Annotated in this window: 19 protein-coding genes; 9 read left to right on the top strand and 10 right to left on the bottom strand. The window is 73.1% G+C overall.

Annotation, left to right across the window (positions count from 1 at the left end):
* Positions 1–83: 83 nt before the first annotated feature.
* From ACFVQG_RS03440 to ACFVQG_RS03450, 3 genes are read right to left on the bottom strand one after another with little or no spacing between them, the layout of a single operon-like run.
* Positions 84–1,217 carry an acyl-CoA dehydrogenase gene (locus ACFVQG_RS03440; RefSeq protein WP_383376292.1) on the bottom strand — a complete coding sequence of 378 codons (1,134 nt, stop codon included), beginning with the start codon at positions 1,215–1,217 and terminating at the stop codon, positions 84–86.
* Positions 1,218–1,257: 40 nt separating this feature from the next.
* Positions 1,258–2,220 carry a bifunctional lysylphosphatidylglycerol flippase/synthetase MprF gene (locus tag ACFVQG_RS03445; RefSeq protein ID WP_383376294.1) on the bottom strand — a complete coding sequence of 321 codons (963 nt, stop codon included), beginning with the start codon at positions 2,218–2,220 and terminating at the stop codon, positions 1,258–1,260.
* Positions 2,204–2,689 (bottom strand): hypothetical protein, encoded by a 486-nt coding sequence (locus tag ACFVQG_RS03450; protein ID WP_383376295.1) that lies wholly within the window; start codon positions 2,687–2,689, stop codon positions 2,204–2,206. Before ACFVQG_RS03450 ends, ACFVQG_RS03445 begins: the two co-directional genes overlap by 17 nt.
* A 320-nt stretch (positions 2,690–3,009) precedes the next feature.
* Here ACFVQG_RS03450 and ACFVQG_RS03455 point away from each other — a divergent pair, with 320 nt between their 5' ends.
* The 5 genes from ACFVQG_RS03455 (at position 3,010) to ACFVQG_RS03475 (ending at position 12,303) form a co-directional block, all read left to right on the top strand.
* Entirely contained in the window at positions 3,010–4,452 is a 1,443-nt protein-coding gene (locus ACFVQG_RS03455) for a PLP-dependent aminotransferase family protein (RefSeq protein WP_383376297.1), read from the top strand.
* A 499-nt stretch (positions 4,453–4,951) separates the two neighbouring features.
* Complete coding sequence (locus ACFVQG_RS03460) at positions 4,952–6,526, top strand: alkaline phosphatase D family protein (protein WP_383376299.1); 1,575 nt, start codon at positions 4,952–4,954, stop codon at positions 6,524–6,526.
* A gap of 146 nt (positions 6,527–6,672) precedes the next feature.
* Positions 6,673–8,073 carry an SWIM zinc finger family protein gene (locus ACFVQG_RS03465; protein WP_383376301.1) on the top strand — a complete coding sequence of 467 codons (1,401 nt, stop codon included), beginning with the start codon at positions 6,673–6,675 and terminating at the stop codon, positions 8,071–8,073.
* Positions 8,070–10,736, top strand: coding sequence for a DUF6493 family protein (locus ACFVQG_RS03470; protein WP_383376302.1), 2,667 nt, complete (start codon positions 8,070–8,072; stop codon positions 10,734–10,736). The genes ACFVQG_RS03465 and ACFVQG_RS03470 overlap by 4 nt, the downstream gene beginning before the upstream one ends.
* Positions 10,737–10,869: 133 nt before the next feature.
* On the top strand, positions 10,870–12,303 hold the full coding sequence (locus ACFVQG_RS03475; protein ID WP_383376529.1) for a GNAT family N-acetyltransferase: 1,434 nt from the start codon (positions 10,870–10,872) through the stop codon (positions 12,301–12,303).
* A gap of 204 nt (positions 12,304–12,507) precedes the next feature.
* On the opposite strand, the gene ACFVQG_RS03480 is transcribed toward ACFVQG_RS03475, so the two are convergent.
* Entirely contained in the window at positions 12,508–13,710 is a 1,203-nt protein-coding gene (locus ACFVQG_RS03480) for a trans-sulfuration enzyme family protein (protein WP_383376304.1), read from the bottom strand.
* A gap of 60 nt (positions 13,711–13,770) precedes the next feature.
* Between ACFVQG_RS03480 and ACFVQG_RS03485 the strand changes: the two genes are divergently transcribed.
* On the top strand, positions 13,771–14,262 hold the full coding sequence (locus tag ACFVQG_RS03485) for an Lrp/AsnC family transcriptional regulator (protein ID WP_383376306.1): 492 nt from the start codon (positions 13,771–13,773) through the stop codon (positions 14,260–14,262).
* Positions 14,263–14,295: 33 nt separating this feature from the next.
* The gene (locus tag ACFVQG_RS03490) at positions 14,296–16,077 is read left to right on the top strand and encodes a DUF885 domain-containing protein (protein ID WP_383376308.1); all 1,782 of its coding nucleotides are present in this window, start codon (positions 14,296–14,298) and stop codon (positions 16,075–16,077) included.
* 59 nt (positions 16,078–16,136) lie between these two features.
* Here ACFVQG_RS03490 and ACFVQG_RS03495 read toward each other — a convergent pair whose 3' ends face one another.
* Positions 16,137–16,616, bottom strand: coding sequence for a rhodanese-like domain-containing protein (locus ACFVQG_RS03495; RefSeq protein ID WP_383376310.1), 480 nt, complete (start codon positions 16,614–16,616; stop codon positions 16,137–16,139).
* A 93-nt stretch (positions 16,617–16,709) separates the two neighbouring features.
* On the opposite strand from ACFVQG_RS03495, the gene ACFVQG_RS03500 reads away from it, so the two are divergent.
* The gene (locus ACFVQG_RS03500; RefSeq protein ID WP_383376311.1) at positions 16,710–17,156 is read left to right on the top strand and encodes an Lrp/AsnC family transcriptional regulator; all 447 of its coding nucleotides are present in this window, start codon (positions 16,710–16,712) and stop codon (positions 17,154–17,156) included.
* Between the two features lie 3 nt (positions 17,157–17,159).
* On the opposite strand, the gene ACFVQG_RS03505 is transcribed toward ACFVQG_RS03500, so the two are convergent.
* Both ACFVQG_RS03505 and ACFVQG_RS03510 read right to left on the bottom strand, forming a co-directional pair.
* Positions 17,160–20,153, bottom strand: coding sequence for an AAA family ATPase (locus ACFVQG_RS03505; protein WP_383376313.1), 2,994 nt, complete (start codon positions 20,151–20,153; stop codon positions 17,160–17,162).
* Entirely contained in the window at positions 20,150–21,313 is a 1,164-nt protein-coding gene (locus ACFVQG_RS03510; RefSeq protein WP_383376314.1) for an exonuclease SbcCD subunit D, read from the bottom strand. The genes ACFVQG_RS03505 and ACFVQG_RS03510 overlap by 4 nt, the downstream gene beginning before the upstream one ends.
* Positions 21,314–22,840: 1,527 nt before the next feature.
* Between ACFVQG_RS03510 and ACFVQG_RS03515 the strand changes: the two genes are divergently transcribed.
* Entirely contained in the window at positions 22,841–24,061 is a 1,221-nt protein-coding gene (locus ACFVQG_RS03515; protein ID WP_383376316.1) for an alpha/beta hydrolase, read from the top strand.
* 193 nt (positions 24,062–24,254) lie between these two features.
* On the opposite strand, the gene ACFVQG_RS03520 is transcribed toward ACFVQG_RS03515, so the two are convergent.
* From ACFVQG_RS03520 to ACFVQG_RS03530, 3 genes are read right to left on the bottom strand one after another with little or no spacing between them, the layout of a single operon-like run.
* Positions 24,255–24,881 (bottom strand): YigZ family protein, encoded by a 627-nt coding sequence (locus tag ACFVQG_RS03520; RefSeq protein ID WP_383376317.1) that lies wholly within the window; start codon positions 24,879–24,881, stop codon positions 24,255–24,257.
* Positions 24,882–24,924: 43 nt separating this feature from the next.
* Positions 24,925–25,473, bottom strand: coding sequence for a SixA phosphatase family protein (locus ACFVQG_RS03525; RefSeq protein ID WP_383376319.1), 549 nt, complete (start codon positions 25,471–25,473; stop codon positions 24,925–24,927).
* Positions 25,470–26,198 carry a hypothetical protein gene (locus ACFVQG_RS03530; RefSeq protein WP_383376321.1) on the bottom strand — a complete coding sequence of 243 codons (729 nt, stop codon included), beginning with the start codon at positions 26,196–26,198 and terminating at the stop codon, positions 25,470–25,472. The genes ACFVQG_RS03525 and ACFVQG_RS03530 overlap by 4 nt, the downstream gene beginning before the upstream one ends.
* Between the last annotated feature and the right edge of the window lie 100 nt (positions 26,199–26,298).

A 26,298-nucleotide genomic window follows, 5' to 3' on the forward strand; every position in this document is an offset into this window, starting at 1 on the left:
AGGTGGGTGGCCGCCAACGGAGAACGGTCGGGTCGACACGCCGCCAGGTGAGTGGCCACGGACGGCGGACGGTCGGTCCGTCGTCAGGCGATGGCGAGTGGCTGGTCGGCGAGGTAGTCGGAGAACGGGCCGGTCATCCGCGAGCGGGACGGCGGGTGCAGGGACAGTCCGTTGGCGCTGGCGGCTAGGTGGCCGACCTCGTCGGACGTCATGAAGTTCAGGCCCCCGAGCAGTTCGACGGCGCGCGGGACGATCCGCGCGAGGGCGTCCTGGACGCCGTAGCGGACGTAGAGGGCCTGGGCGAGCGCGGACTCGCCGAGGTCACCGGCGTCCACGCGGCGGGCGACGCCCTCCGCGGTGGCCATGGTGGCCTCGGTCTCCACGAACAGCCGGACGCGTTCGTGCTCCGGGATGCGGTCGTTGAGCAGCACCCGCTCCACCAGGGCGCTGGCGGCGCCGAGGTAGCTGCCGGTCATCAGCACCTGGAACCAGATCAGCCCGGCCGTCTGGAGTTCGTCGAGGCGCTGACCGGCGGGCGCGGTGGTGCGCAGCAGCAGCTCGGGCGGTACGAGGACGTCGGTGAGCGTGACCTGCTCGCTCTCCGCGCCCGCCAGGAACGTACTGGACCAGAAGCCGCTGACGGTCAGGCCCTCGCTCTCCGCGGGCACCAGCGCCACCGCGAGTTCCTCACCCTGCCCGTCCTCGCGGGGCACCAGGACGCTGGCGGTGAGCACGTCCATGGACCTCGCGAGGCTGCACGGCCGCTTGACGCCGTTGATCCGCACCCCGTCCTCGGTGACCCGCGCGGTCATCGTCGGCTCCAGGATGCCGGTGCCGCTGCGGCCCTCGGCGAAACCGGAGGCGATGACGCGGTTGGAGGCGGCGACTCCCTCGATCAGCATCCACTCCATGCCGTCGCCGAGGGCGCCGAGGCCCACCAGGGTGGCCATGGAGAAGTGGTGCATGGTGGTCCCCACGGCCAGCGACGGCGAACGGCTGCCGATGGCCCGCTGCACCCGCAGCGCGTCCAGCGCGGTGGCCCCCCGGCCCTGGTGGGACTCGGGGACCAGCAGCCCGGGACCACCGCTGTCCCGGAACAGCTTGATACCGGGGCTGCCGGACCGCTCCAGCTCCATCAGCGGGATCTCGCGCAGCGCCGGGTCGAGGTCCGGCAGCAGCTTGGCCAGGGTGGTGCGTTCACGCTCGAGGAATCTCATGGACGAACAGTCCTCCAGGGTCGGTTCGGTACACCGGTGGTCATACGGCGTTGGTGGCGCGCAGCAGCTGCCACACGGCGCCGATGCGGGGCTTGCCCAGGAAGGCGAGGTACTCGGGGAGGACCGCGTGCGGGGCCCATTTCTCCTTGTATTCGAGCTGTGAGGCGGCCGGGTAGATCGCCGTGCCGTGCTCCGCCAGCAGCCGCGCGAACCGGGTGAACGTGCGGCTGGAGCCGGGCAGTTCATGCTCCTCGGCGAGCCCGGTGAAGGGCGTGAACCCGAAGTGCAGCCACCCGGCGCCGTCGTCGGTGAACCGCTCGATGACGGTGGCGTTGAGGGCCTCCATCACGCCGGGCGGCGCGTCCGGCAGCCTGCGGCTGAGGTCGTGCAGCCAGCCGGGGCGGCTGCCGTAGACGGGCGAGTAGTTGATGTAGCCGACGGCCTGGCCGTCGATCCGGCCGACGAACAGCCTGCGGTGCTCCTGGAGGGGGCCGGTGCGCTGGCCGACCAGGAACCGCAGCTCCTTGACGTGCCGCCCCTTGTCGCGCAGCCAGCGGTCGTCCAGCCGGTCCAGTTCGGCCGGGTCGTCGTCGTGCCGCAGCTCGGCGACCTCCAGTCCGGCCCGCCGGGCCCGGGAGATCTTGTTGCGCAGCCGCACGAACTTCGACCCGCGCAGTGTGAAGCGGGCCAGATCGACGGCGTAGGACGACCCGATCTGGTTGACCGTGAACCCGTGGCGTGCGTACAACTCGGCGTCCTTACGCTGGAGTTGTACGGCGACCAGGCGCCGTCCGGTGTGCTCGGTGAAGGACGTCAGCAGCTCCGCGCGGTGTTCGGGCGCGGTGAACGGGCCGCCGAACTGCAGCGTGTACCGTCCGGAGCGGCGATAGGCGCAGGCGCCGTCGAAGCGTTCGTCTCGGAAATAGTCGTTCCCGCTGTTGAGGGCGAGAAAGGAACTGGGGTTGTCGCTGTGTGCGGCGAGTGTGTCAAGCACCGACTGCATTCGTGCCCTCCATCGGGACCCGCGCCGTTTCTTTTCCGTACTTCTGCTCGAACTCCCGGTAGGCCGGGTCGGTTTCCGGCTCGAAGGCGACACCGAACGGTTTCAGGGAATTCCCGAAGATCGCCCGGTCGCCCATGAGGTGGATGGGAAGCGCGAGGAGGGCCCATTCCGGCCGGACGAACAGCGCCCATGCCCCGGCCAGCGCACCGGCCGTGACCAGGCTGTGCATGGTGTTGTAGGCCACGTAGTAGCCGCGTGGGATGTTCTTGTCGGGGCTGCGGCGGTAGGCGATGGCGCCGGGAATGTAGCCGATGACGTCGATCACCGCGAAGAGCAGCACGAAGACCCACCAGCGGATTTCCGAGTAGTGCTGGAAGGCCAGCACGAGTGAGACGACGAGAGCGGCCAGCCATTCGAGCCGGGAAAGCGCGAAGGTGGTCTTCGTCTCGAAACGGTTCTTGGCGTCCACGGGCGCTCCAGGATTGCGCGTACGGTACTGGGGCCCGACATCAGCCTGCCCCCTCGCTGCGGTCTTTCACTCTGTTTACGCGGGAGTTGGTGGAACCCCTCGTGAAACACGGGCGGGGGGTGGGGGGTTCGGGGCGGGGCTCTGCGTGGGGGGCTCAGGGCGGGGCTCTGCGTGGGGGGCTCTGCGTGGGGGGCTCTGTGTGTGTAGGGGGCTCTGCGTGGGGGCTCTGTGTGTGGGAGGGCTCTGTGTGGGGGCTCAGTGTGGGGGCTCAGTGTGAAGGGCTCAGGGACCGTGGACCGCAGGGCTTAGGGTCCACAGGCATGACGTCCTCACCACCGTCCGGGTCCGCCGCCCGGGAACTGCTCCTCGCCGCCGCCGCGGCGCCCGCACGCGCGCGTGGGCGTTCCCTTCAGGCGGCGCTGCGCGAGGCGGTCCGCTCCGGGCGGCTCGCGCCGGACACCCGGCTGCCGTCGAGCCGGGACCTCGCCGCCGACCTGGGGGTGTCGCGCGGGCTGGTGACGGAGACGTACGAGCAGTTGACGGCGGAGGGTTATCTGCGCAGCGGGCGCGGTGCCGGGACCTGGGTGAGCGGGGCGGTACGGGCCGCCCGGCCACGCGCGCGTGACCTCGCCCCGCGCGCCCAGGGCGTGCGGGTCGGGTTCGTGCCCGGCACTCCCGACCTGTCGCTGTTCCCGCGGGCCGCGTGGGCCGCCGCACAGCGCGGTGTGCTGACGGAGCTGCCGCACGAGGACCTCGGCTACCCCGACCCGCGCGGACTGCCCCGGCTGCGGACGGCGCTGGCCGGGCTGCTCACCCGGCGCCGGGGCGTGGTCGCGGACCCGGAGCTGCTCGTGATCGTGTCCGGGGTGACCCAGGCGACGACGCTGCTCGGACACGTGCTCCACGCGCGCGGGGTGACCGCCGTCGGCGTGGAGGACCCGGGCAGCCCGCACCTGGACTCGCTCTACCCCACGACCGGGGTCAGGGTCGTTCCGCTGCCCATGGACGACGAGGGACTCGCCCTGGGCCCGCTGCGGTCGTCGTCCGACGTGCGGGCGCTGCTGACGACACCGTCCCACCAGTTCCCCACCGGCATCGCCTACTCCGCGCGGCGCCGTGCGGAACTCCTCGACTGGGCGCGGTCCGTCGACGGGCTGATCCTCGAGGACGACTACGACGGCGACTTCCGCTACGACCGCGCGCCCGTGGGTGCCCTCCAGGGACTGGACCCCGAGCGTGTGGCCTACGCCGGGTCGGTCAGCAAGTCCCTCGCCCCCGGGCTGCGGCTCGGCTGGCTGCTGGTCCCGCAGGCGCTGGCCAAGGACGTCGTGGAGCGCAAGCGCACCATGGACCTCGGCCACCCCACCCTGGACCAGGCGATGTTCGCCCGCTTCCTGGAGCGCGGCGACTACGACCGCCAGCTGCGCCGCTGCCGACAGGCGTACCAGGAGCGGCGCGACGCACTGGTCACCGCGCTCGCGGAACACTTCCCCGGCACCCGGGTCACCGGGATCTCGGCGGGCCTGCACGTCATCGCCACGCTGCCCGAGGGCTACGGGCCCGAGGAACGGTTCGTCGCGCGGGTGGGCGCGGCCGGGGTCGCCGTGCGCCCGGTCTCGGCCTACCGGCACGGGGATGCCACCGCCCCCGAGGGCGATCCCACCGTGCGGCTGGTCCTGGGCTACGCCCACCTGCCGCCCTCGCGGATCCGAGAAGGAGTACGCCTGATGGCGGAGGCGGCGGGGAGCCACGCGGTGGCCTGAGGCGGGCGCCGGGGCGGAGGGCAGCTCTACGCGGGTGCCGGGGCGTGGGGCAGTTCCACGCGGGTGCCGGGGCGTGGGGCAGTTCCACGCGGGTGCCGGAGCGGGGGGCAGCTCAACGCGGGTGCCGGAGCGGGGGGCGCGGGGTGCGGCGGCTTGAGACGGGCTCCAGCGTATGGGGGTCGGGGGGACGGAGCGCGGGGCACGGGATGTGGGGCAGGGGGCACGGGGGCGCGGACGGCGGACTTGGGGGAGGGTGGCGCGGAGGGCGGACTTGAGGCGGGGGCACGGCGGGCGGACTTGAGGCGGGGGGCACGCAGCGCGGGGCACCGGACACCGACAACCGGCAACCGGCAACCGGCCACCGACAACCGGCCACCGGCCACCGGGCAGCCCGCCGCCAGCCTCGGCCAGTTGTTCACCCCCGGTTTCCACGCGCGCCGCAGCATGCCAGTAGTTCTGACAGGGCACACCGGCCGGATTCCGCCCTGGAGGTCCACCCATGTCCCACCACCCGTCCCCGGGCCGCCGCAGCGTGCTGCGCGGCTCTCTCGCCGCGTCGGCCGCCCTGACCCTGCCCGGCGCCCTCGGCGCGGCCCCGGCGCTCGCCCTCTCCGGTCGCCCGCAGGCGGGCTGGGGCGTGCAGACCGGCGATGTGACCACGAACTCCGGTCTGGTGTGGGTGCGTGCGGACCGACCCGCGCGGATGATCGTCGAGACGTCCGCGACCGAGTCGTTCCGCAACCCGCGCAGATGGCACGGCCCGCTGCTCGGCGCGGACAGCGACTTCACCGGCACCACCCGGCTGCACGGCCTGCCGCCCGGCGAGCAGATCCACTACCGGGTCCTGCTGGCCGACCCGCACGACCCCCGCCGCACCGGCGAGCCGGTCACCGGCACCTTCCGCACGGCGTCGGCCAGTCGCCGCGACGACGTGCGGTTCGTCTGGTCCGGCGACCTGGCCGGGCAGGGCTGGGGCATCAACCCCGACTTCGGCGGCTACCGCATCTTCGACGCGATGGCCGCGCTCGACCCGGACTTCTTCCTCTTCAGCGGCGACACCGTGTACGCGGACGGCCCCATCGCGCCGACCGCCGCGCTGCCCGACGGCGGCACCTGGCGGAACATCACCACCGAGGAGAAGTCCAAGGTCGCCGAGACCCTGGCGGAGTTCCGCGGCAACTTCCGCTACAACCTGCTCGACGAGAACCTCAGGCGGTTCAACGCCCAGGTGCCGTCGGTCGTCCAGTGGGACGACCACGAGGTCACCAACAACTGGTACCCGGGCGAGATCCTCACCGACGCCCGCTACACCGTGAAGGACGTCGACGTGCTCGCCGCACGGGCCCGGCAGGCGTTCTCGGAGTACTTCCCGATCTCGACCCTGCGCCGCCCGGGCGGCCGGGTGCACCGCGTGCAGCACTACGGCCCGCTGCTGGACGTCTTCGTCCTGGACATGCGCACCCACCGCAACGCGAACTCCACGGACGACCAGACCACCGACCCGCAGGGCATCCTCGGCCGCGAGCAGCTGGAGTGGCTCAAGCGGGAGCTGTCCCGGTCGAGGGCGGTGTGGAAGGTGATCGCCTCCGACATGCCGCTGGGCCTGGTCGTGCCGGACACCGGCGACGGCAAGCCGCACATCGAGGCCGTGGCGCAGGGCGATCCGGGTGCCCCGCTGGGCCGGGAACTCCAGATCGCCGAGCTGCTGCGGTACATCAAGCACCGGCGGATCACCGGCACGGTGTGGCTGACGGCCGACGTGCACTACACCTCGGCGCAGCACTACCAGCCGTCGCGGGCCGCCTTCAGCGACTTCGAGCCGTTCTGGGAGTTCGTCTCGGGACCGCTCAACGCCGGGGCCTTCCCCGCCAACGCCCTCGACAACACCTTCGGCCCCGAGCGGGTGTTCGTGAAGGCGCCGACCACGGCGAACGTCTCCCCCGCCGGTGGCTACCAGTTCTTCGGCGAGGTCGGCATCGACGGCGACAGCGCCGAGCTGACGGTCCGGCTGCGTGAGCAGGACGGCACGGTGCTGTTCACCAAGGTGCTCCAGCCCGGCCGGGTCGGCCAGTAACTCCTCCCGTACCCTCGGAGGCGGGCCGCGCACCGGCGTCATCCCCCGGTGCGCGGCCCCCGTGGCATCCCGCCGCAACTCCTCGTGCCGCAGGGCGTTTTCGCAGGTCGGAGCCGATTGTCAGTGGTCGCCTCTACGGTTTTCCCATGACGCGATCTGTGCAGGCCGTGACCTATCGGCAACCCTCCGTGCTGGAGTCCGCTGCGGACGGACAGCGCCTGGGGCTGGAGACCTCCCGGGGTGCGACGTCCTCGGGCGTGCGGGACCATCCGCAGTTCTTCGCGGGCTTCCTGACGTCCCCTCAGGTGGCGTCGGCAGGGCTGCTGGCGGTGGCGGACGTGGCCGCGGCCCGGTACTACCAGCGGCAGCTGCGGGCCTCCCTCGACCCGGTGGTGACGGGCAACGGCGACCGGCTGCGCTTCGAGTCCTTCTCCGGCTGCGGCGGGGTGTACGCCCGCCTGGACGTGCTGTCCCCGGGCCTCGACGGCGGCGAGGTGGGGCACGGCACCACCAACGTCGACGTCAACAACCCCCTGCGCGAGGCCCTGTCGAGGATCGGCACGGACGATCCGCTGCACCTGCGCGTCGGCCCGGAGGAACTGGCCGTGACCACGCTGGACGGGCCGGTCGTGGAGAAGAAGGTGCCGCTGCCCGACCGCTGGCTGCGCGGCTTCGCCGAGGCCCAGGTGATCGCGGCCGACTTCGAGCTGCGCGCGGAGCTGCCCGCGGCGGAGGCCGTGCGGTTCCTGCGGGCGCTGCCGCGCGGCGGTCCCCGTGGCTCCTCCGTCGGCCCCCGGTGGGTGGTGCCCGCCGGGCGCGGGCTGCGGCCGACGACCCGCGCGGTGCCCGGCGCGGTGTGCCTGCCCGGCCCGGAGCGGCTGATCGCCCTCCAACGGGTGCTGCGGCACGCGACGGCCCTCAGGGTGTACGGCCCCACCGCCACCGCTGCCGCCGTGGCCAGCGCCTGGGAGATCGTCCTGCCGGGCATGCGGCTGACCCTGACGCTGTCGCCGGACGCCTCGCGCGGGTTCTCCGGCGAGGGCGGCGTGCTGGACGCGCTCGCCACCGACGAGGCGGCCGAGGACGCGGAGCTGATCGCGGTGCTGCTGGCGTGGGAGCCCCGGATCGACGTCGCCGACCTGGCCGCCGCCTCCGGCCTCCCGGCGCCAAGGGTGCGCGCGGCACTGGTCCGCCTCGGCACCTCCGGCCGCGTCGGCTACGACCCGGCGGAGGCGGCCTACTTCCACCGGGAACTGCCCTACGACGCCGAGCGCGTCGAGCGGCACAACCCCCGGCTGCGCTCGGCCCGAGCGCTGGTGGCGGCGGGCGCGGTCACCGTGGACGGCGCGCTGGCGACGGTGACGGCCGAGGACGGCCACGCGCACCGGGTGCGGGACGAGGACGGGCGGCTGAGTTGCAGCTGCCTATGGTGGGCCAAGTACCGGGGTGGGCGCGGCCCTTGCAAGCACGCGCTGGCGGTGCGCATGGTGCGGCGGGGCGCCGCGGCGGAGCCGATGACGACGACGGTTGACGGGGGTGTGCGATGAGTTCGCTGGCGGAGCTGGTGTGGGCGGGCCGTACGGCGGAGGCCGTGGAGGTGCTGGACGGGATGACGGACGCCGAACGGCGCGTCTTCGTGCCCGTGTGGAAGGAGATGCGCAAGGAGCTGCGCAAGGAGCCGTGGAACTCGCACGCGCGGCGCGCCTATCCGGCCCTGCACATGGCGGGCGCCGCGTGCCAGACCGGGGCCGCCGGGGTGGCGAGCTGGCTCACGGCGAGCGACATGCGCTGGTCGGGGGCGTCGCCCGCGCTGCTCCTGCATGTCCTGGGCGACCGGGAGGCCGACTGGCTGACCGATGTGGTGCAGCGGCTCGCGGAGCGTCCGGCGACCGCCTGGGTGCCGTACGAGCTGATGTCCGGGCTGGTGCGGCTGGCCGGTTGTCCGGCGCCTACGACGGACGCCTATGTGCGGGGCTGGGTGGACCACACCTACGGCTCCTGGCAGCTCGGGGGCACGCTGCGGGACCGGCTGCGGCAGGATCCGCATCTGGTGCCGCTGGTGGCCGCGCTGTTCGAGACGGACGACATCGGCGGCCGTCTGGGGTGGCCCAACCACGACGGTCCGGACACCTGGACCGGCGCCCTCGCCGGGCTCGCCGCGGACGGTGTGCTGGACCGCCGGACCATGCTGGACGCGTGCGTGGCCCGTCTGCTGCGCGGTGGCACCACCGCCGACCAGCGGCTGTTCCTGCGGCTGCTGAAGACCCTGGCGCCGAGCCGGGACGAGTCGTGTGAGCGGATCGCCGACTGGTTGGCCCTGGCCTCGGACGCGGCCTCCCCGGTGGCGGCGCACGCGCAGTCGGTGCTGACGTCGCTGGCGCTCGACGGCGGGCTGGGCGTGCGCCAGTTGGCCGAGATGTCGGAGGCGGTGCTGTTCCGCAGCGAGAAGAAGCTCGTCCGGGCGCAGCTGGTGCTGCTGGGGAAGGCGCTCACGCGGGACGCCGCCGCGGCCGGGGAGCTGCTGCCCACGGCGGCTGTGGCGTTCGGGCACGAGGACTCCGACGTTCAGGAGCGGGCGCTCAAGCTCGTGGAGCGGCATGTGGAGAAGGCCGACTCGGCGGAGCTGCGCGAGCGGCTGGCCTCGGACGCCGAGCAGTTGATCCCCGCCCTGCGGGCCCGCGCGGTGGAGACGCTCGGCGCGGCCCCGGCCTCAGCGTCGGCTGCCTACGCCGAGGTGCTGCCGCCCGCCCCGGAACCGGTGCGGCTCGCGCCCGCTCCCCGGACCGTCGAGGAGGCCGCCGAGGAGATCGGCGCCGTGCTGGCGTCCAGCGACGTGACCGCGTTCGAGCGCGCGGTGGACGGACTGGTCCGCCATGCTCACGGCGACCGGGACGCACTCCTCGCGGCGCTGAGGCCGGTGGTCTCGCGGCAGTGGTGGGACGAGTCCGACCCCACCGCCGGGTACCGCTCGGAGCCCTACTTCACCTCCACCCGCATGGGTTTCGTCCTCGCGACGCAGGGTGTGGAGCTGCTCCTGGCCACCCTGGCTGGCAAGGTCCGCACCAGCACCCTGCGCCGCGCGGTGGCGCACGGGATGACCACCCGCGACTGTGTGCACAGCGCCCTCTCCCACACCTTCGACGCCCGTATGTGGGAGGTGGCGTACCGGCTGGCCACCAAGCCGCTGCCGCTGCTGCTGTCTACGCCGACCTGGAACACGGGGCTGCTGGACCCGGACGAGCTGGTGGACCGCCTGGACACCTACCGTCGTCTCGGCGCGGAGGTGGCGGCGACCGACTTCGCCCAGGCCCTGCTGCGGGTGCGCCGCTCGGACCGTGCGGCGGCCGAGGCAGCCGCCGAGCGGGCGGCGGCCCTCGGCACCGCGGAGGGCGCCCGGCTGGCCCGCTGGCTGACCGCGCCGGAGTCCGTCCCGCCCACGCACGGGCGCCGGACGGCGGAGAGCCGGGTGCTCGTCGAGTACGGCGAGGTCCCCGAGTTCCTCTTCCTCCACAAGGACCTCCCCGCGGACTTCCAGCGCCTCGCCAAGCCGGTGAGCGGCTTGGAGGAGAGCCGGTACTGCCCGCACTGGCAGACCGAGATACGCGCGTACTGGCTGACCCAGCTCCCGGAGCACCGCGAGCTGGTGGCGGCGCGGCTGCTGTGGGACCTGTCCGCGCTGGCCGTGGACGACAGCAGGGGTACCGCCGCGGTCCTGCCGTCCCTCGCCGAGTCCGGCGGCGAGGCGGGCGACGCGCTCCACCTGGGCCTGGCCTACGGTCTCGGCGCCCGGCATCCGGAGGACCGGCTGGCGGCCGTGGACGCGCTGCTGGTGCTGGCCGCGCGCGGGCAGTTGGACGCCCCTCGGCTGGGGGCCGACCTGGGGGATCTGGTGCGGCGCGGCGCGGTGAAGCCGCTGCGGCTCGCCGAGTCGGTGCGGACGGCCGCGGCCACCGGGGCGAACGCCACGGTGTGGGAGGTGCTCCGGCACGCCCTGCCGGTGCTGCTGGCCGCTCTGGCGACGGGTGGCGGGGTCGCTCCGGCGCGTGGTCTGGGCGAGCTGCTGGCGGTGGCCGCCGAGTGCGCCGAGCGGTCCGGGGCGCGGGGTGAGGTGCCGCATCTGGCGCAGACGGCGGCCCGGCGCGGGTCCTCTCGGCTGGTGGCGCAGGCGCGGCGGCTGCGGGGCGCGCTGGCCGGGGAGGCGGCGGCGTGACCCGGGCGACGCCGGGTGCAACACAACCGTAAGAAAACCGACAAAAAACGCGGATGCACACTTTACCGATCAGTCACAGAGCGTTCGTGATCACGCAACACCGTTCCTTCACAGTGGTTCCATGACTCCGAACATGTCTGATGTGACGCGAACGAAAGACGGGCGCCCGGTGCACCACTGGCGACGGGACGTGGTCGAACTGGCCGCCCTGTTCACGGCGGTCGCGGTGGCGGACGCCGTCGCCAACATGGTCGGGCACGGCCCCGACGGTCCCGCCCTGCTGGTGATCTCGGCGGTGGTGCTGCTGGCCACGGCCGCCTTCCACACCTGGTGGGCACGGCGCCACGGGCACGCACCGCCGACGAGCGATACCGGTGCCCGGCCGCGCTCCGCAGCGGAGCACGCCGGGCCGTCCGACCCGTCCTCCCCGGTCGGGCAGGCGGGGGCGGAGAGCGTGCTGTGGCGGATGCGGACGACCGTGCGGGACGAGCCGGGCTCGCTGGCCGCGCTGTGCGCGGCGCTCGCGGGGCACCGGGTGGACATCCTGAGCCTGCAGACGCACCCGCTGGGGCACGGCACCGTGGACGAGTTCCTGCTGCGCGCCCCCGGGGAGCTGGCACCCGCCGGGATCAGCCGGGCGGTGGCCCTGGCCGGGGGCGCGGACACCTGGATCGAGCGGGCCGACGCCCACGACCTGGTCGACGCGCCCACCCGGATCCTGGGCCTGGCCACCCGCACCGCGCTGGACGCGGCGGAACTGCCCCTGGCGCTGCGGCAGTTGCTGGGCCGGTGCACCATCCGGTCGCTGCCCGCTCCCCCGGACGGCGGCGCTCGCGAGGCGGACGGCGTGCCGGTGGAGGGCGTACTGGAGGACTCGGTGATGCGGCTGCGCGCACCGGAAGGCGGCGTGATCAGCGTGGAGCGGCCGTATCTGCCCTTCACCCCGACGGAGTTCGCCCGGGCCCGGGCCCTGGTCGAGCTGGACACCCGGCTCGGCCCGCGCGTCCCGCGCAGCCAGGACGTGCTGACCCTGCCCGAGGGCGACGCGATCACCGTACGCCGGGCCGACGAGCGCGATCTCGCCGCCGCGAAGCAGATGCACGACCGGTGCTCGGCGCGCACGCTCCAGATGCGCTACCACGGGCCGGTCAAGGACGCCGACCGCTATCTGAACCACCTGCTCAGCCCCCGGTTCGGGCGGACGCTCGCGGTGCAGACCGGATCCGGGCGGATCGTCGGCCTCGGTCATCTGCTGTGGGACGGCGACGAGACGGAGGTGGCGCTGCTGGTGGAGGACGAGTGGCAGCGCCGCGGCATCGGCGCCGAACTGCTGGGCCGACTGGTGACGTTGGCCGTGGAGGCGGGCTGCGAGAGCGTGTACGCGGTGACGCAGTCGTCCAACACCGGCATGGTCGCCGCGATGCGCGGCCTCGGACTCCCGCTGGACTACCAGATCGAGGAGGGCACCCTGGTGATCACCGCGCGTCTGGACGCGACCCCGGTGACGTCGCGGCTGCCGTACGACCGGCCGCAGCAGCGGACGGCCGAGCGGAGCCTGCGGGACTGAACAAGCCGACGGGCCCGGCGGCACACGCCCCGCCGGGCCCGTCGGGCTTCAGCACCCACCAGGCCCGTCGGGCCTCAGCACACCCCGGGCCCGTCGGGCCTCAACACGCGCCGGGCCCCTCGGGCCTCAGCACCCACCAGGCCCGTCGGGCCTCAGCACGCGCCAGGCCCCTCGGGCTTCGGCACACCCAGGGCCCGTCGGACGTCAGCGCACCGCCGCCGCCCACTCCTCCCCCGCCCCGGAGGGCACCGAGCCCGCGCTCCCCGCGCCCAGCGCCCGGTCCAGGTCGGCCCACAGGTCGTCGACGTCCTCCAGCCCCACCGACATCCGCAGCAACCGGTCGCTCACCCCGGCGCCGCGGCGGTCCTCGGCGTCGACGATGCGGTGGCTGATGGACGCCGGGTGCTGGATGAGGGTGTCGACGCTGCCGAGGCTGACGGCGGGGGTGATGAGCCGGACGCCGCCGATCACGTCGTGCGGGTCGCCGTGCACCTCGAAGGCGACCATGGCGCCGCCGATCCGCGGGTAGTGCACGCGGGCGACCCGCGGGTCCGCGGCGAGACGGCTCACGAGTTCGGCGGCGTTCTCGGACGCGGCGCGCACCCGCACCGGAAGGGTCGAGAGCCCGCGCAGCAGCAGGTATCCGGCCAGCGGATGCAGCACTCCCCCGGTGGCGAACCGCACCTGCCGCAGGTGCCCGGCGAACTCCTCGTCGCAGGCCACCACGCCCGCCATCACATCACCGTGACCGCCGAGGTACTTGGTGGCGCTGTGCAGCACCAGCCGCGCGCCCTGCTCGACGGGCCGTTGCAGCACGGGCGTGGCGAAGGTGTTGTCCACCAGCAGCGGCACGGACCCGCAGGCATGGGCCAGGGCCCGCAGATCGGTCTCGGCGAGGGTGGGGTTGGCCGGGGACTCGACCATCACCAGGCCGGTGTCCGGGCGCAGCGCGTCGGCGACCCCGGCCGGGTCGGTCCAGGTGACCTCCGAGCCCAGCAGCCCGGCGGTGAGGAGATGGTCGCTGCACCCGTACAGCGGCCGTACGGCGACCACGTGCCGCAGGCCGAGTGAGGCCCGTACCAGCAGGACGGCGCTCAGGGCGGCCATGCCGCTGGCGAAGGCGACCGAGGACTCGGTGCCCTCCAGCCGGGCCAGGGCGGTCTCGAAGCGGGCGACGGTGGGGTTGCCCAGCCGGGCGTAGACGGGCGGCCCGTCCAGCTCGGCGCCGGTGGCGGCGAAGGCGTCGATCCGGGCGGCCTCGCCACGGCTGTCGTACGACGGGTAGGTGGTCGACAGATCGATGGGCGCGGCGTGCAGCCCCTGCCGGGCGAGGTCATCGCGTCCGGCGTGCACGGCCTCGGTGGCCAGGGCACGGCCGACGGCCGGTATGTCCATGGGGGTGTCCATGCACGGCAGAGTGAACGCCGACCGGGCCGCAGGGGCCGTACACCGTGTTACGTTCGGCCAGTGGCTGAATCTGTCGAACTGGATCCGGTGGACCTGGAACTCCTGCGCCTGTTGCAGAACGACGCCCGGACGACGTACCGGGACCTCGCGGCGCAGGTCGGCGTCGCTCCGTCGACCTGTCTGGACCGGGTGACCCGGCTGCGCAGGGCGGGGGTGATTCTCGGCCATCAGCTCCGCCTGGACCCGGCGAAACTGGGCCGCGGCCTCCAGGCGCTGCTGTCGGTGCAGGTCAGACCGCATCGGAGGGAGCTGGTGGGGCCGTTCGTGGACCGTATCCGGGCGCTGCCGGAGTCCAGGACCGTCTTCCATCTCACCGGCCCTGACGACTATCTCGTGCATGTCGCGGTCGCGGACATGGCCGACTTGCAGCGGCTGGTCCTGGACGAGTTCACGTCACGGAAGGAGGTGGCCCGGGTCGAGACGCGGCTGATCTTCCAGCAGTGGGACTGCGGTCCGTTGCTGCCGCCTTCGCCCTCGGCGCAATCGGGCTGACGCGCGGCGGATCACCGTACGAGGATGGTCCGCATGTCAGAGACGAGCATGCCAGGAACGAGCCTGCCAGAGACGAACCCGTCGGAGACGAACCCGTCGAAGACGAACCCGTCGAAGACGAGCCCGTCGGAGACGAACAGCCCTCTGCCCCGCGCGGTCGCCGACGCCTACGTCGACGACTTCATCGCCCTCGACCCGATCACCGGCACCTACCTGGGTGTGCGGGAGTGTTCGAGCCGCCTGCCCGACCTCTCGCCCGCCGGTCAGGAGGCGATCGCCGAGCTGGCCCGGAGGACGCTCGCCAAGCTCGACGAGGCGGAGCGGCAGCCCGGCGCGGACAGTGACATCGAGCGCCGGTGCGCACGCCTGCTGCGGGAGCGGCTGACCGCCGAACTCGCCGTGCACGAGGCCGACGAGGGCCTGCGCGCGGTCGGCAATCTGGGCATGCCCCCGCACTCGGTGCGCGAGGTGTTCACCGTGACCCCGGCCGACACGGACGAGGACTGGGCGGCGATCACCGAGCGCCTGCGCGCGGTCCCGGGCGCGCTGGCGGGCTACCGCGACTCCCTCGCGCTCGGTCTGGACCGCAAGCTGTACGGGGCGCCGCGACCGACCGCCACCTTCGTCGAGCAGCTCACCGAGTGGTCGGACACGGACGGCGACGGCCGTGGCTGGTTCGAGGACTTCGCCTCGGCCGGTCCCGAGTCCCTGCGCGCCGAACTGGACGAGGCGGCGCGCGCGGCGACCGCCGCCGTGGTGGAGCTGCGGGACTGGATGCGGGACGTGTACGCGCCGACCGTCGAGGGTGCGCCGAACACGGTGGGCCGTGAGCGCTACGCCCGCTGGGCGCGCTACTTCAACGGCACCGATCTCGACCTGGACGAGGCGTACGCGTACGGCTGGGCGGAGTTCCACCGGCTGCTCGGCGAGATGCGGCAGGAGGCCGGGAAGATCCTGCCGGGCGCCGCCACGCCGTGGGTCGCGCTGGCGCACCTCGACGAGCACGGTCGGCACATCGAGGGCGTGGACGAGGTCCGGGAGTGGCTCCAGGGCCTGATGGACGAGGCGATCGAGGCGCTGGACGGCACGCACTTCGAACTCGCCGAGCCGGTCCGCGAGGTGGAGTCGCGCATCGCCCCGCCCGGCGGCGCGGCGGCCCCGTACTACACCTCACCGTCGGAGGATTTCTCCCGCCCCGGCCGCACCTGGCTGCCGACGATGGGGCTCACCCGCTTCCCGGTCTACGACCTGGTCTCGACCTGGTACCACGAGGGCGTGCCGGGCCATCACCTCCAGTTGGCGCAGTGGACGTACGTCGCCGGGAAGCTGTCCCGCTACCAGGCGACGCTCGGCCAGGTCAGCGCCAACTGCGAGGGCTGGGCGCTGTACGCGGAGCGGCTGATGGACGAGCTGGGCTTCCTCACCGACCCGGAGCGGCGGCTCGGCTATCTGGACGCGCAGATGATGCGGGCCGCCCGGGTGATCGTCGACATCGGCATGCATCTGGAGCTGGAGATTCCGGTGGACTCGCCCTTCCACCCGGGTGAGCGCTGGACGCCGGAGCTGGCGCAGGAGTTCTTCGGGGCGCACAGCAGCCGTCCGGCGGACTTCGTGGAGAGCGAGCTGACCCGCTATCTGACCATCCCGGGCCAGGCGATCGGCTACAAGCTGGGCGAACGGGCCTGGCTGCTGGGCCGGGACCGGGCCCGCGAGCGGCAGGGCGACGCCTTCGACCTCAAGGCCTGGCACATGGCGGCCCTCTCCCAGGGTTCGCTGGGCCTGGACGACCTGGTGGACGAGCTGGCGCGGCTCTGACCCGGTGCCCCGGAGTGCGCGGGTGGCGGGACCGGCCGGTCCCGCCACCGTTCCCGGGCTCAGCAGCCGCAGTCGTCCCCGCCCCGCGGTGCCGTCAGCGGGTCGGCGGGGCGCCGCTCGCGGCCCTGCCAGGTCTCGAACTCGAAGCCCTCCCGCACCCAGTACTCGAAGCCGCCGAGCATCTCCTTGACGCGGTAGCCGAGTTCGGCGAGGGCGAGCGCGGCACGGGTGGCGCCGTTGCAGCCGGGCCCCCAGCAGTACGTCACCACCGGCACCGACCTGTCGAGGAGCCGCTCGGCCTGCTCGGGGACGAGGGCGGTCGGCAGATGGACGGCGCCGGGGACGTGGCCTTGGTCCCAGGCCTCGGTGGAACGGGAGTCCAGGACGACGAAGCCGGGTTCGCCGTCCGCCGCGAGGGCGGCGGCCACGTCGGAGACATCGGCGTGGAAGGCGAGGCTGGCGCGGAAGTGGGCGGCGGCCTCGGCCGGGGCGGCGGGGGCCACGCGCAGGACGGGGTTCACGGAGGTGGCTGTGGTCATGCCAGTAACCTACGGCCGTGAATTCGCCGCCTGAACCGGCGATCACCGGAGCCGGGCTTGATCGGCCGGGGATTCCCCTGCTATTCATCGGAGATGACCGCGTATTCCCCGGACGCCACCGACTGGCGCATTCTCGAGGTCCTCCAGCGGGAGGGCCGGGCCACGTTCGCCGAGCTGGCCCGTGCCGTCTCGATGTCCGCCAGCGCGGTCACCGAGCGGGTGCGGCGCCTGGAGGAGGCCGGGGTCATCCAGGGCTATGCGGCGGTGGTCGACCCGGAGCGGCTCGGCCTGCCGATCCTGGCCTTCGTCCGGCTGCGCTACCCCACCGGCAACTACAAGCCCTTCCACGACCTCGTCGCCGTGACCCCGGAGATCCTGGAGGCCCATCACGTCACCGGCGACGACTGCTTCGTGATCAAGGTCGCCGCGCGTTCCATGCGCCATCTGGAGGAGGTGTCGGGCCGGATCGGCACGCTGGGCTCGGTGACGACCAGCGTCGTCTACTCCTCGCCCCTCCCCCGGCGCCCGCTGGGCCACTGACGGCTACCCGGCGCCCCGCAGCCGCAGCGTCGAGCCCGACCGCCCCTTGACCACCTCGAGCTGCGCGTGGATCCGCCGCCGCAGATCGGCGACATGGCTGACGATGCCGACGCTGCGGTCCCGCTCACGCAGCGAGTCCAGGACGTCGAGGACCTCGTCGAGGGTCTGGTCGTCGAGGCTGCCGAAGCCCTCGTCGATGAAGAGGGTGTCGAGCCGCACCCCGCCGGTCTCGTCGGTGACGACGTCCGCGAGCCCCAGCGCGAGCGCCAGCGACGCGAAGAACGTCTCGCCGCCCGACAGGGTGGCCGTGTCCCGCTCCCGCCCGGTCCAGGCGTCGACGACGTGCAGCCCGAGACCGCTGCGACCGCGGCCGGTGCGGTCGTCGGAGTGGACGAGGGTGTAGCGGCCGGACGACATGCGCTTCAGCCGTACGGTCGCGGCGGCGGCCACCTGCTCCAGACGGGCGGCCAGGACGTACGACTCCAGCCGCATCCGGCGTTCGTTGTCCGCGGAGGTGCCCGCGGTGAGGGCGGCCAGCCGGGCCACCCGGTCGTACTCCTCGCGCAGCGGGGCGAGCCGTCGCACTCCGGTGGCGGCGCGCGCGGAGAGCCGGTCGAGTTCGGCGCGGCGGCGGTCGGCGGCGTCCCGCGCGGAGGCGGCGTCCCGTACGCGCTGCGCGGCCGTGGCGGCCGTGCGCTCGGCGGCGGTGAGGTCGGCGGCGGGCTGTCCGGCGGCGGCCGTGGTGTCGGCCTCGGCGAGGACCGCGCGGACGGCGGCCTGTTCGGTCTGCCAGGCGTCCAGCCGCTGTTGCAGTTCGCGGTGGGCGGCGTCGTCGAGGAGGGCGTCGGCCGCGGCGCGGGGGGTGTCGAAGCCCGCCCGGTACGCGGCGTCCGCGAGGCGGGCGTCGGCGTCCTTGAGGCGCTGGGCGGTGTCCTCGGCGCTGCGCGCGGCCTCGGCGGCGTCGGTGAGGAGGGCCGTCTGCCGCTCCAACTGAGCCGCCCGCGCGGCAACGCTGCCCGAGCCACCCCGGGCCTGCGTCAACTCCTCCTCCAGGAGGACTCTTTCGCGGTCGAGGGCGTCGCGATGCGCCACCCGGGACGCCGCGCGCAGGGCGGCCTGCTGCCGCTCGGCGGTGCGGCGGGCGTGCTCCGCCTCGGCCGCCCGCAGCTCCTCCCGTACGGCGTGCAGCGCGGAGGCGTCCCGGCGTGCCCGCGCGTACTCCCCTTCCAGCTCCTCCGCCTCGGCGGCGAGCCGGTCCGTCGGCACGTCTCCCGCCTCGGCGGTGGCGGCGGCCAGCGCCTCGCGTACGGTGCCCAGCCGTCGTTCGTTCTCGGCGTGCCGTTCCTCGGCGCGCTGGTGGTCGGCCAGCGCCCGCTCCTCCGCCGCGCGGTCGACATGCCCGGCGACCTTCCGCGCGGGCGCCGGGTGCGTGGTGGCGCCGCAGACGGCGCAGGGTTCGCCGTCCTCGAGGTTCGCGGCGAGTTCGGCGGCGATGCCGTTGAGGCGCTGTTCCTTCAGGTCGAGCCAGTGCGCGCGGGCCGCGAGGGCGGCTTCGCCGGAGGCGAGGGCCTGGCGCTGGGCGGCGTCGGTGTCCCCGGCGAGCTGGTCGCGCAGCCGGGCGGCGGCGAGGCGCTGTCGCGCGGGTTCGCGCTGGACGGCGAGCTGCTCGGCGCGGCCCGTGGCCTCCTGGGCGGCTTCGATCCGGGCCTGGAGCGCCGAGCGGACCGTCTCCCAGTCCGCGAGCCAGGTCTCCGCCTCCCCGAGCACGTCCTCGTCGGCGCGTTCCTGGCGGTCCAGGTCCGCGCGCTCTGCGGCGAGTTCGGCGACCCGCTGTTCCGCGCGGCGGGCGGATTCCAGCCCGCCCAGCTCCTCGGCGGCCCGGCGCGCGGCGCTGGCGAGCCCGGCCGCCCCGGCGTCCGCGAAGGTGTCCGGCAACCGCGCACGCGCGTGTGCCTCGGCGACGGCCGCCCGCCGGTGCTCGGCGTCGGCGGCCTCCCGCAGCTCCAGCGCGGGCGCGACCGCCTCGGCCTTGCGGGCACGCTCCATGCGCACCCGGTCCTCCCGATGCGTGTCGGCCCGGTCCTCCAGCCGCCGCGCCCGCTCCCGCGCCTCGGCGAACCGCCGTTGCAGCCGCGCCACTTCGCGTACGTCGGCCAGGGCGCGGTCGGCGGCTGCCTGGGCGGACTCGGCGGCGGCGAGACGGCACTCGGCGACGGTGAGCTGTTCCCGCGCGGTGGCACGGGCGACGGCGGCGGCGCTCAGCACGGCGTCGGCCAGGCCGGGGTCGCCGGGCTGCAGCTCGGGCAGCTCCATGGTGTCGCCCGCCGCCTGCTGCATCCGGTGCGCGTCGGCCAGCAGCGCCGCGTCCCCGTCGCGGACGTCGGCCTCGGTCGCGCGTCGCCGCTCCGCGAGCCGCTTCTCGACCTCGGCGAACCGGTGGGTCTCGAAAAGCCGCCCAAGCAGCTTGCCCCGCGCCTCGGCGTCGGCCCGCAGGAAGCGCGCGAAGTCGCCCTGCGGCAACAGCACGACCTGACAGAACTGCTCCCGGCTCATCCCGAGCAGCTGGGTGACCTCCTCACCGATCTCCTGGTGGGAGCGGCTGAGGTCCTTCCAGACCCCGGCGACGGCGTCGTACTCGCGCAACCAGCTCTGCGCCTTGTCCAGGGTGGTGCCGGTGCCGCGCTTCTTGGGCCGCTCCCAGGGCGGCTGCCGGGTGATCTCCAGCCGACGGCCCGCCACGGTCAGGTCGAGCGTCACGGACGTACGCGTGCCGGGCTCGGCGTGGTCGCTGCGCAGGGTGATTCCCTGCCCACTCTGCCGGGCCCCGGGAACCGAGCCGTACAGGGCGTAGCACACCGCGTCGAGGACGGAGGTCTTGCCCGCGCCGGTCGGGCCGTGCAGCAGGAACAGCCCCGCCACCGACAGGGCGTCGAAGTCGACGCTCTGGGAGCCGCCGAACGGCCCGAACGCGGTGATGTCCAGCCGGTGCAACCTCATCCCGCCACCTCCCGCACGGTCCGGTCCGCGCGCACGGCGTCGAACGCGTCGCGCAGCACGGCCTGTTCGCGCGCGTCGGGTCCGGCGCCGCGCACATGGGCCACGAAGTCCTCGGCGATCTGCTGGTCACCGCGGCCCGCGAGCCGCCTGGCGTAGGACACGTCGGGATCGTCCGGCGCCCGTTCGGGGTCGAAGACCAGGCTGAGGGTGTGCGGGAAGCGCTCACTGAGCCGGGCCATGGGCTCGGCCGGGCGCACCGGGTCGGTGAGCGTCGCCTCGACCCACGCCTCCTCGTGCCGGGCGAGCGCCGGATCGGCGAGCAGTTCCTCCAGGCCGCCCCGGATCCGGGCCAGCGGCCGGGGCACCGGACAGTCGACACGCTCGGCACTCACCGCACCGTCGCCGTCCAGCTCGACGAGCCACATGCTCTTGCGGTGCCCGGCCTCCGAGAAGGAGTACGGCAGCGGGGAGCCGGAGTAGCGCACGCGCTCGGTGAGGGTCTGGCAGCCGTGCAGATGCCCCAGCGCGACGTAGTCGACCCCGTCGAAGACCCCGGCGGGCACGGCGGCGACCCCGCCGACGGTGATGTCCCGCTCACTGTCGCTGGCCTCACCGCCGGTGACGAAGGCATGCGCGAGGACGACGGACCGCGTCCCCCGCGCGCGTGCCGCGAGATCGGCGCGGACCCGCTCCATGGCGGCGCCGAGCACCTGCTCGTGCCCGGCCTTCTCCACCCCGAACTCGTCCTTCACCAGGGCCGGTTCGAGATAGGGCAGCCCGTAGAACGCCACGTCCCCGAACCCGTCCCGCAGCACCACGGGCGTCCCGCACGCCGACGGCTCGGTCCGCAGATGGATCCCGGCCCGCCCGATGAGCCCGGCCCCGACGCCGAGGCGGCGCGCCGAGTCGTGGTTGCCGGAGATCATCACCGTGGGCACACCCAGGTCGGCCAGCCGGTGCAGGGCGTCGTCGAACAGCTCGACGGCGGCCAGCGGCGGCACCGCCCGGTCGTACACGTCCCCGGCCACGACCACCGCGTCCACGTCCCGCTCCCGCACGGTCCTGACGAGGTGCGCGATGAACTCGGCCTGGGCGCCGAGCATGGTCACCCGGTGGAACGCCCGGCCGAGGTGCCAGTCGGAAGTGTGCAGCAATCTCATGAAACGGCTCTGACCTGCATGTTTCTCTCGGTAACGTCTCAAAACCAGCACAAGTCAGCACGGGAACCCCGGGCTGGCATCCACCACGCTAACGCCTGGAGGCATCTGATCCACCACTGACCTCACATCGCGATCCCACATCAGCCATCACGCACAGTGGAAATGTCCATGTGAGGACTCCGCATAGGAGGTTGCCTCCCCACCAGTCCCCTGGGCACCAGGGGGATGCCCTACCTGTCTGGCGCGGACAGATTCAATTCGGCCAATCCCCGAAAGGCGGTCCGCGAGGTACGGAGAGCCTGTCGCACGCTCTTGACGTCGAATGTCGCGCCAGGACGGGGAGCTGTGCCGGACATCGTGGAGGACAGGCCCAGTGCAACTGAAGTATTGGAACGGCTCGTACAGCAGGTGAACGCCCCTGCCCTATCAAAACTGGCCCTGGTGGGAATCGTCGAGAAGGCCGCGGTCGCCGAGGACAAGAAGCGCTGGAGGAAGCATCAGCGGCAGGTCAATGAAGCCAAGATGGAGGGCCGGACCGCCAAAGAGGGGCCATTCGAACTGCGTCGTAAGGAGGGACTCGACCCGCTCCCCGACGCATCCAGGCCCTGCAGGCCAGGAAGGGTTCCCTTCTGTGGCTGTCGCCCGAAGGTACGCGCCCCGGGAAGTACTACAAGGCGCCCCAGTCAGACGAGTTGGGCCCTGCCTTCGCCTTGACCGCAGCCGTGCGTATCCTGCGCAGCCGCTACCCGGAGCACCGCGTCTCCATCCTCCACGCGTGTCCTGGCGCACGCCAGCACGGCCGGGCTGACCTCGTTCGCCGGAGCGGGGCACGCCGTGTCTGCCGCTTGAGGGATAGTCCGCTCGGCTCTGAGGCCATCCGCGATGCGTCGAAGGCATGGATGAACCGTGCGAGCATTTCGCGGAGTCGTCGTGCAATGGCGGCTCCTCGGCAAGTTGCCGGAGGCCTGACCTGCTGGCGTCGCACTCGTGCCGCATCGCGTCTCAACCGCGTTGAGCAATCTGGCCTGCAGGACAGCTTCAGTGGCGTGTTCTCCCCAACGACACAGCCAGGCCAGGAAAACCGGCGAGGCTTTATCCACCGGACTGTTTCACGATGAATTAAAACAAGATTCTGGCCGACCGCCCGGGATGCGAGGCTCCTCCGCACGGATAGAATGGTCCCTGAGACTGCTCAAGCGCGGTATGCGCAATATGCAGCGAGACGCTCTAGACGTCACACATCACTCCACGCGTTCACCTCCTTCGCTGGGGCTGACCTGCCTTGTGGTGCCTCGGCCGCCACCAAGGCCTATTCACGACTGAGCCCACCCAACGGGAGCAGCAACCAGTCATGACTACGACCAGCCGTCCACGAGCGCCCGGGCCCCTACCACGCTGCGTCCCGACGGAGTATCGGCGCCGACGTGCGTGCGGTCGGCTCTCTCGCAAGGCCAGCTCCCCGAACGCCGAGTCGATATATCCAGCCACGATCAGGGTCGCCAGCCATCGGAGGCAACCATGCCGCATATGACTCCCGTCAACCACAGGGTCAAGCACAAATCGACCATCCCGGCGAATTCCGGCACCGAGATCGAGCTTTTTGTACGGGAATACAAGGCCGACGGATCCGGGGGCACCCGCAAGCCGGTCCTCATGCTCCACGGCAGGAGCGTTCCGGCCCTGCCGTGCTTTGACCTCGTGCGCCCCGCGCAGGGCGGCTCCCCGCACCCGGACGCGAGCTACAGCTGGGCGCAGACCCTGGCCAGCAAGGGCTACGACGTCTACATCATGGACCTCCAGGGATCCGGGCTCTCCCCTCGCCCGGAAATGCACGACCCGTGCAACGCCAACCCGGCTCCGGCCCAGCGGGGCCTCCTGAAGACCAATCCCGGCACGGAGGACTGCGACTCGACAGCGAACTACAAGTCTCAGCTGGGGAATTCCAAGAGCGAATGGGGCGAGCTGGGAACAGTCGTCAAGTTCATCAGGAAGCGGTGCGACAACGAGAAGGTCGCATTCATCGGCTGGTCCGCGGCCGCGTTCGTCATGGGCCCGTACGCGCTGCAGAATCCCGAGCACGTGGCGAGCATGTTCCTTCTCGCGCCCATGTTCCCCCCGAAGGGCCGATGGTCGAAGAACCCTTCCGACCCCTTCGCTCCGCCTCCCGGAACACCCCTTCCCGATGAGGCCGTGTCCGAGCCCGCGGCGGTATTCGGCTTCCCGATGAACCTGACCAGTAAGGCGGCATTCCACGCCGTCATCCCTGACAAGGATCTGGCCGACGACGTGTGGCAGGCCGTCATGGACTGCGACAGCATCGGCCAGAAGTGGGGCGGCTCGACCCCGGGGGCACCCGAGGGCGTCATGCGGTGGCGCAACACCTATTGGTGGGGCTGGAACACGAGCACCGTCCCGCACGGCTCCGCGCTCGGCAACGCCGTGCCGGTGTGCATCGTCTACGGAGACGAGGACAGAACGGCCAACACCCCGGAGGAGATGGGGGACGTGCTGCACTTCTCCGTTCCGAAGCTCTACGAAGGGATCCCGGGCGCCGACAAGCTGATGTTCCGTGTCGAGGGCTGGGACCACAACCCGGTCTGGGAACGAAAGCCCAACCAGATCCTGCAGCACATGTCCTGGAAGTGGCTCAAGGACCAGAGGGTGTACGGCGTCGAGAGCGGAAGCTGGGTCATGGACCCGGACGGCGTGCTGGAGGAAGTAGCTCCCGTACCTCCACCCGGGGACTGACTGGGTCCGGGAGTACCTCACGAGCCTGTGGATCGCATGATCCCCGAGATCAACGGCCGGGTCTGACATCACGGGCGGTCACTCCCGTATCGCCCCGTCATGATTCGGGGGTGGGGACGGCCGTGGGGCTCAAAATGCCCCAATTGAGGCAATTCACCCGTCGCATGTCCGCGCACTACCGGGAACCGCGCCGTCACGCGTCCCCGTACGCCTCCCCGCCCAGTTCGAACCCGGCTGTCCCTGCGGTCGCGTTCGCGAGCCACGCCCTGAAGGCCGGTACGTCGGCGTCGGGCAGGCCGATGTCGATCGTGACGGACTCCCCGTAGCGCACGTCGCGGACCTCGCGGCCGGTGGCGTGGAGGTCGTTCTGGAGCTTTCCGGCGCGCTGGTGGTCGACGGTCACGGTGGCGAGGCGGAAGCGGCGGCGGGTGAGGGTGCCAAGCGTGTCGAGTGCCTCGCCGACCGCTCCGCCGTAGGCCCGGATGAGGCCGCCCGCGCCGAGCTTGACGCCGCCGTAGTAGCGGGTGACCACGGCGACGACGTACCGCATGTCGCGGCGCAGCAGCATCTGGAGCATCGGGACGCCCGCGGTGCCGCCGGGCTCGCCGTCGTCGCTGGCCTTCTGGACGGAGGCGTCGGCGCCGACGACGTAGGCCCAGCAGTTGTGGGTGGCGTCCGCGTGCTCCTTGCGCACGGCGGCGATGAAGTCCTGGGCCTCGCGCTCGGTGGCCGCCGGGGCGAGGGCGCACAGGAAGCGGGAGCGGTTGACCTCGGTTTCGTGCACACCCGCGCGGGCGACCGTGCGGTACTCGTCCTGCATCCGGCCAGCCTATGCGCTGCGGCTCCGGCACCCGGCGGAGCCCCTACGCGCGCTTCTTCTTGCCCCGGGGCACCGACAGCCCCGTCAGGAGCGCCGTGCCCGGGGTGAGGGCCTCCCAGGTGGTGCCGTACCAGGACAGGAAGGCCAGGGCCGAGGTGGGGAACTTCGTCCGGAGGCGGTCCAGGGCGTCGGCGAGGGCGTCCCCGGCCAGGGTGAGGACCAGTTCCTCCAGGCCCGGGTTGTGTCCGACGAGGAGCAGGGTGCCGACCTCGGGCGGTGTCTCGTGCACGGCGGCGAGCAGGGCGGACGCGGTGGCGGCGTACAGCCGGGGGTCGTGGCGCACCGGCGGGGGTGTGCCCCATTGGGCGGCGGCCAGTTCCCAGGTCTGGCGGGCGCGCAGGGCGGTGGAGCACAGGGCGAGGTCGGGCAGGCAGTCCGCCTCGGCGAGGGCGCGGCCCGCGGCGGGCGCGTCGCGGCGCCCGCGCGGGGCGAGCGGGCGTTCGTGGTCGGCGACGTCGTCCGGCCAGGCGGACTTGGCGTGACGGAGCACGACCAGGCGGTGCAGCGGGCCCGCTCCCGCCCGTTCGATCACGCGGGGGATCCCAGGTCGCGGGTGAGGTCGACGCCGAGCAGCCGGTCGGCGTAGGCGAAGGTCTCGAAGCGGGCGCCGTGCGGCAGGTCGGGCTCGGTGCGCACCCGGTGCAGGACCCGGAGCACCGCGGGGAGGTCCAGGTTGTCCTCCCAGGCGGCCCTGAGGTCGGCGCGCACCTCGTCGGGGATCGGCCGCGACGGCTCGCGCGCCCACGCGGCGACGGCGCGCCGCCAGTCGGCGAGGGTGTCCCGGGCCTCGTCCAGGGTGGCGGCGTCGAGCCGTACCGGGACGTCCCTGCGGCGGGCCAGCAGGGCGAACCGCAGGACCGCGGGGTCGTCCCCGGCCGCCGCGCCCGCCACCGGTTCCACGGGGGCCACGGCGACCCGGACACCGCCGTCGGGCGCGGTGCCGTCCTCGGCGGCCACATGGAGGACCTGGGTCTCGCCCAGGCCGGGGCCGCCGACGTCCCGGGTGTCCTCGAAGGGACGGATGCCGAGGGCCGCGGCGCCCGCCCGGAGTTCCGCGTGGTCCCGGTCGCCGCTGAGCAGTGCCCATACGGGAGTGCCGCCGAGTTCCAGGGCGCGCACGAGCAGGTCGGCCACGAGCAGCACCCGCAGGGCGGTGGTGCCGAAGCCCGGGGCATGGGCCTCGACCCGGGTCAGACCGCGGCGGGCGGGGGCGGCCTCGACGACTTCGCCGGTTCGGGCGTCGATGATGCGCAACACGTGGCGAGCGTAGGCGGGCGGGCGGCCGGGCGCAGCATGTGGCGGGGGTTCGGCACGCGGCGGCGCGGTTTCCGCCCGGGAATCTTCGCGGGCCGTCGGC

It is taken from the genome of Streptomyces sp. NPDC057877 (assembly GCF_042796855.1).
Classification (GTDB): Bacteria; Actinomycetota; Actinomycetes; order Streptomycetales; family Streptomycetaceae; genus Streptomyces.

What these genes read in the sequence shown, in the direction of transcription:
- ACFVQG_RS03490 (WP_383376308.1), top strand. Translation starts at nt 14,296, where the DNA reads ATGTCAGAGACGAGCATGCCAGGAACGAGCCTGCCAGAGACGAACCCG.
- ACFVQG_RS03495 (WP_383376310.1), bottom strand. Translation starts at nt 16,616, where the DNA reads ATGACCACAGCCACCTCCGTGAACCCCGTCCTGCGCGTGGCCCCCGCC.
- ACFVQG_RS03440 (WP_383376292.1), bottom strand. Translation starts at nt 1,217, where the DNA reads ATGAGATTCCTCGAGCGTGAACGCACCACCCTGGCCAAGCTGCTGCCG.
- ACFVQG_RS03460 (WP_383376299.1), top strand. Translation starts at nt 4,952, where the DNA reads ATGTCCCACCACCCGTCCCCGGGCCGCCGCAGCGTGCTGCGCGGCTCT.
- ACFVQG_RS03455 (WP_383376297.1), top strand. Translation starts at nt 3,010, where the DNA reads ATGACGTCCTCACCACCGTCCGGGTCCGCCGCCCGGGAACTGCTCCTC.
- ACFVQG_RS03465 (WP_383376301.1), top strand. Translation starts at nt 6,673, where the DNA reads ATGACGCGATCTGTGCAGGCCGTGACCTATCGGCAACCCTCCGTGCTG.
- ACFVQG_RS03515 (WP_383376316.1), top strand. Translation starts at nt 22,841, where the DNA reads ATGACTCCCGTCAACCACAGGGTCAAGCACAAATCGACCATCCCGGCG.
- ACFVQG_RS03505 (WP_383376313.1), bottom strand. Translation starts at nt 20,153, where the DNA reads ATGAGGTTGCACCGGCTGGACATCACCGCGTTCGGGCCGTTCGGCGGC.
- ACFVQG_RS03510 (WP_383376314.1), bottom strand. Translation starts at nt 21,313, where the DNA reads ATGAGATTGCTGCACACTTCCGACTGGCACCTCGGCCGGGCGTTCCAC.
- ACFVQG_RS03480 (WP_383376304.1), bottom strand. Translation starts at nt 13,710, where the DNA reads ATGGACACCCCCATGGACATACCGGCCGTCGGCCGTGCCCTGGCCACC.
- ACFVQG_RS03520 (WP_383376317.1), bottom strand. Translation starts at nt 24,881, where the DNA reads ATGCAGGACGAGTACCGCACGGTCGCCCGCGCGGGTGTGCACGAAACC.
- ACFVQG_RS03470 (WP_383376302.1), top strand. Translation starts at nt 8,070, where the DNA reads ATGAGTTCGCTGGCGGAGCTGGTGTGGGCGGGCCGTACGGCGGAGGCC.
- ACFVQG_RS03500 (WP_383376311.1), top strand. Translation starts at nt 16,710, where the DNA reads ATGACCGCGTATTCCCCGGACGCCACCGACTGGCGCATTCTCGAGGTC.
- ACFVQG_RS03445 (WP_383376294.1), bottom strand. Translation starts at nt 2,220, where the DNA reads ATGCAGTCGGTGCTTGACACACTCGCCGCACACAGCGACAACCCCAGT.
- ACFVQG_RS03475 (WP_383376529.1), top strand. Translation starts at nt 10,870, where the DNA reads ATGTCTGATGTGACGCGAACGAAAGACGGGCGCCCGGTGCACCACTGG.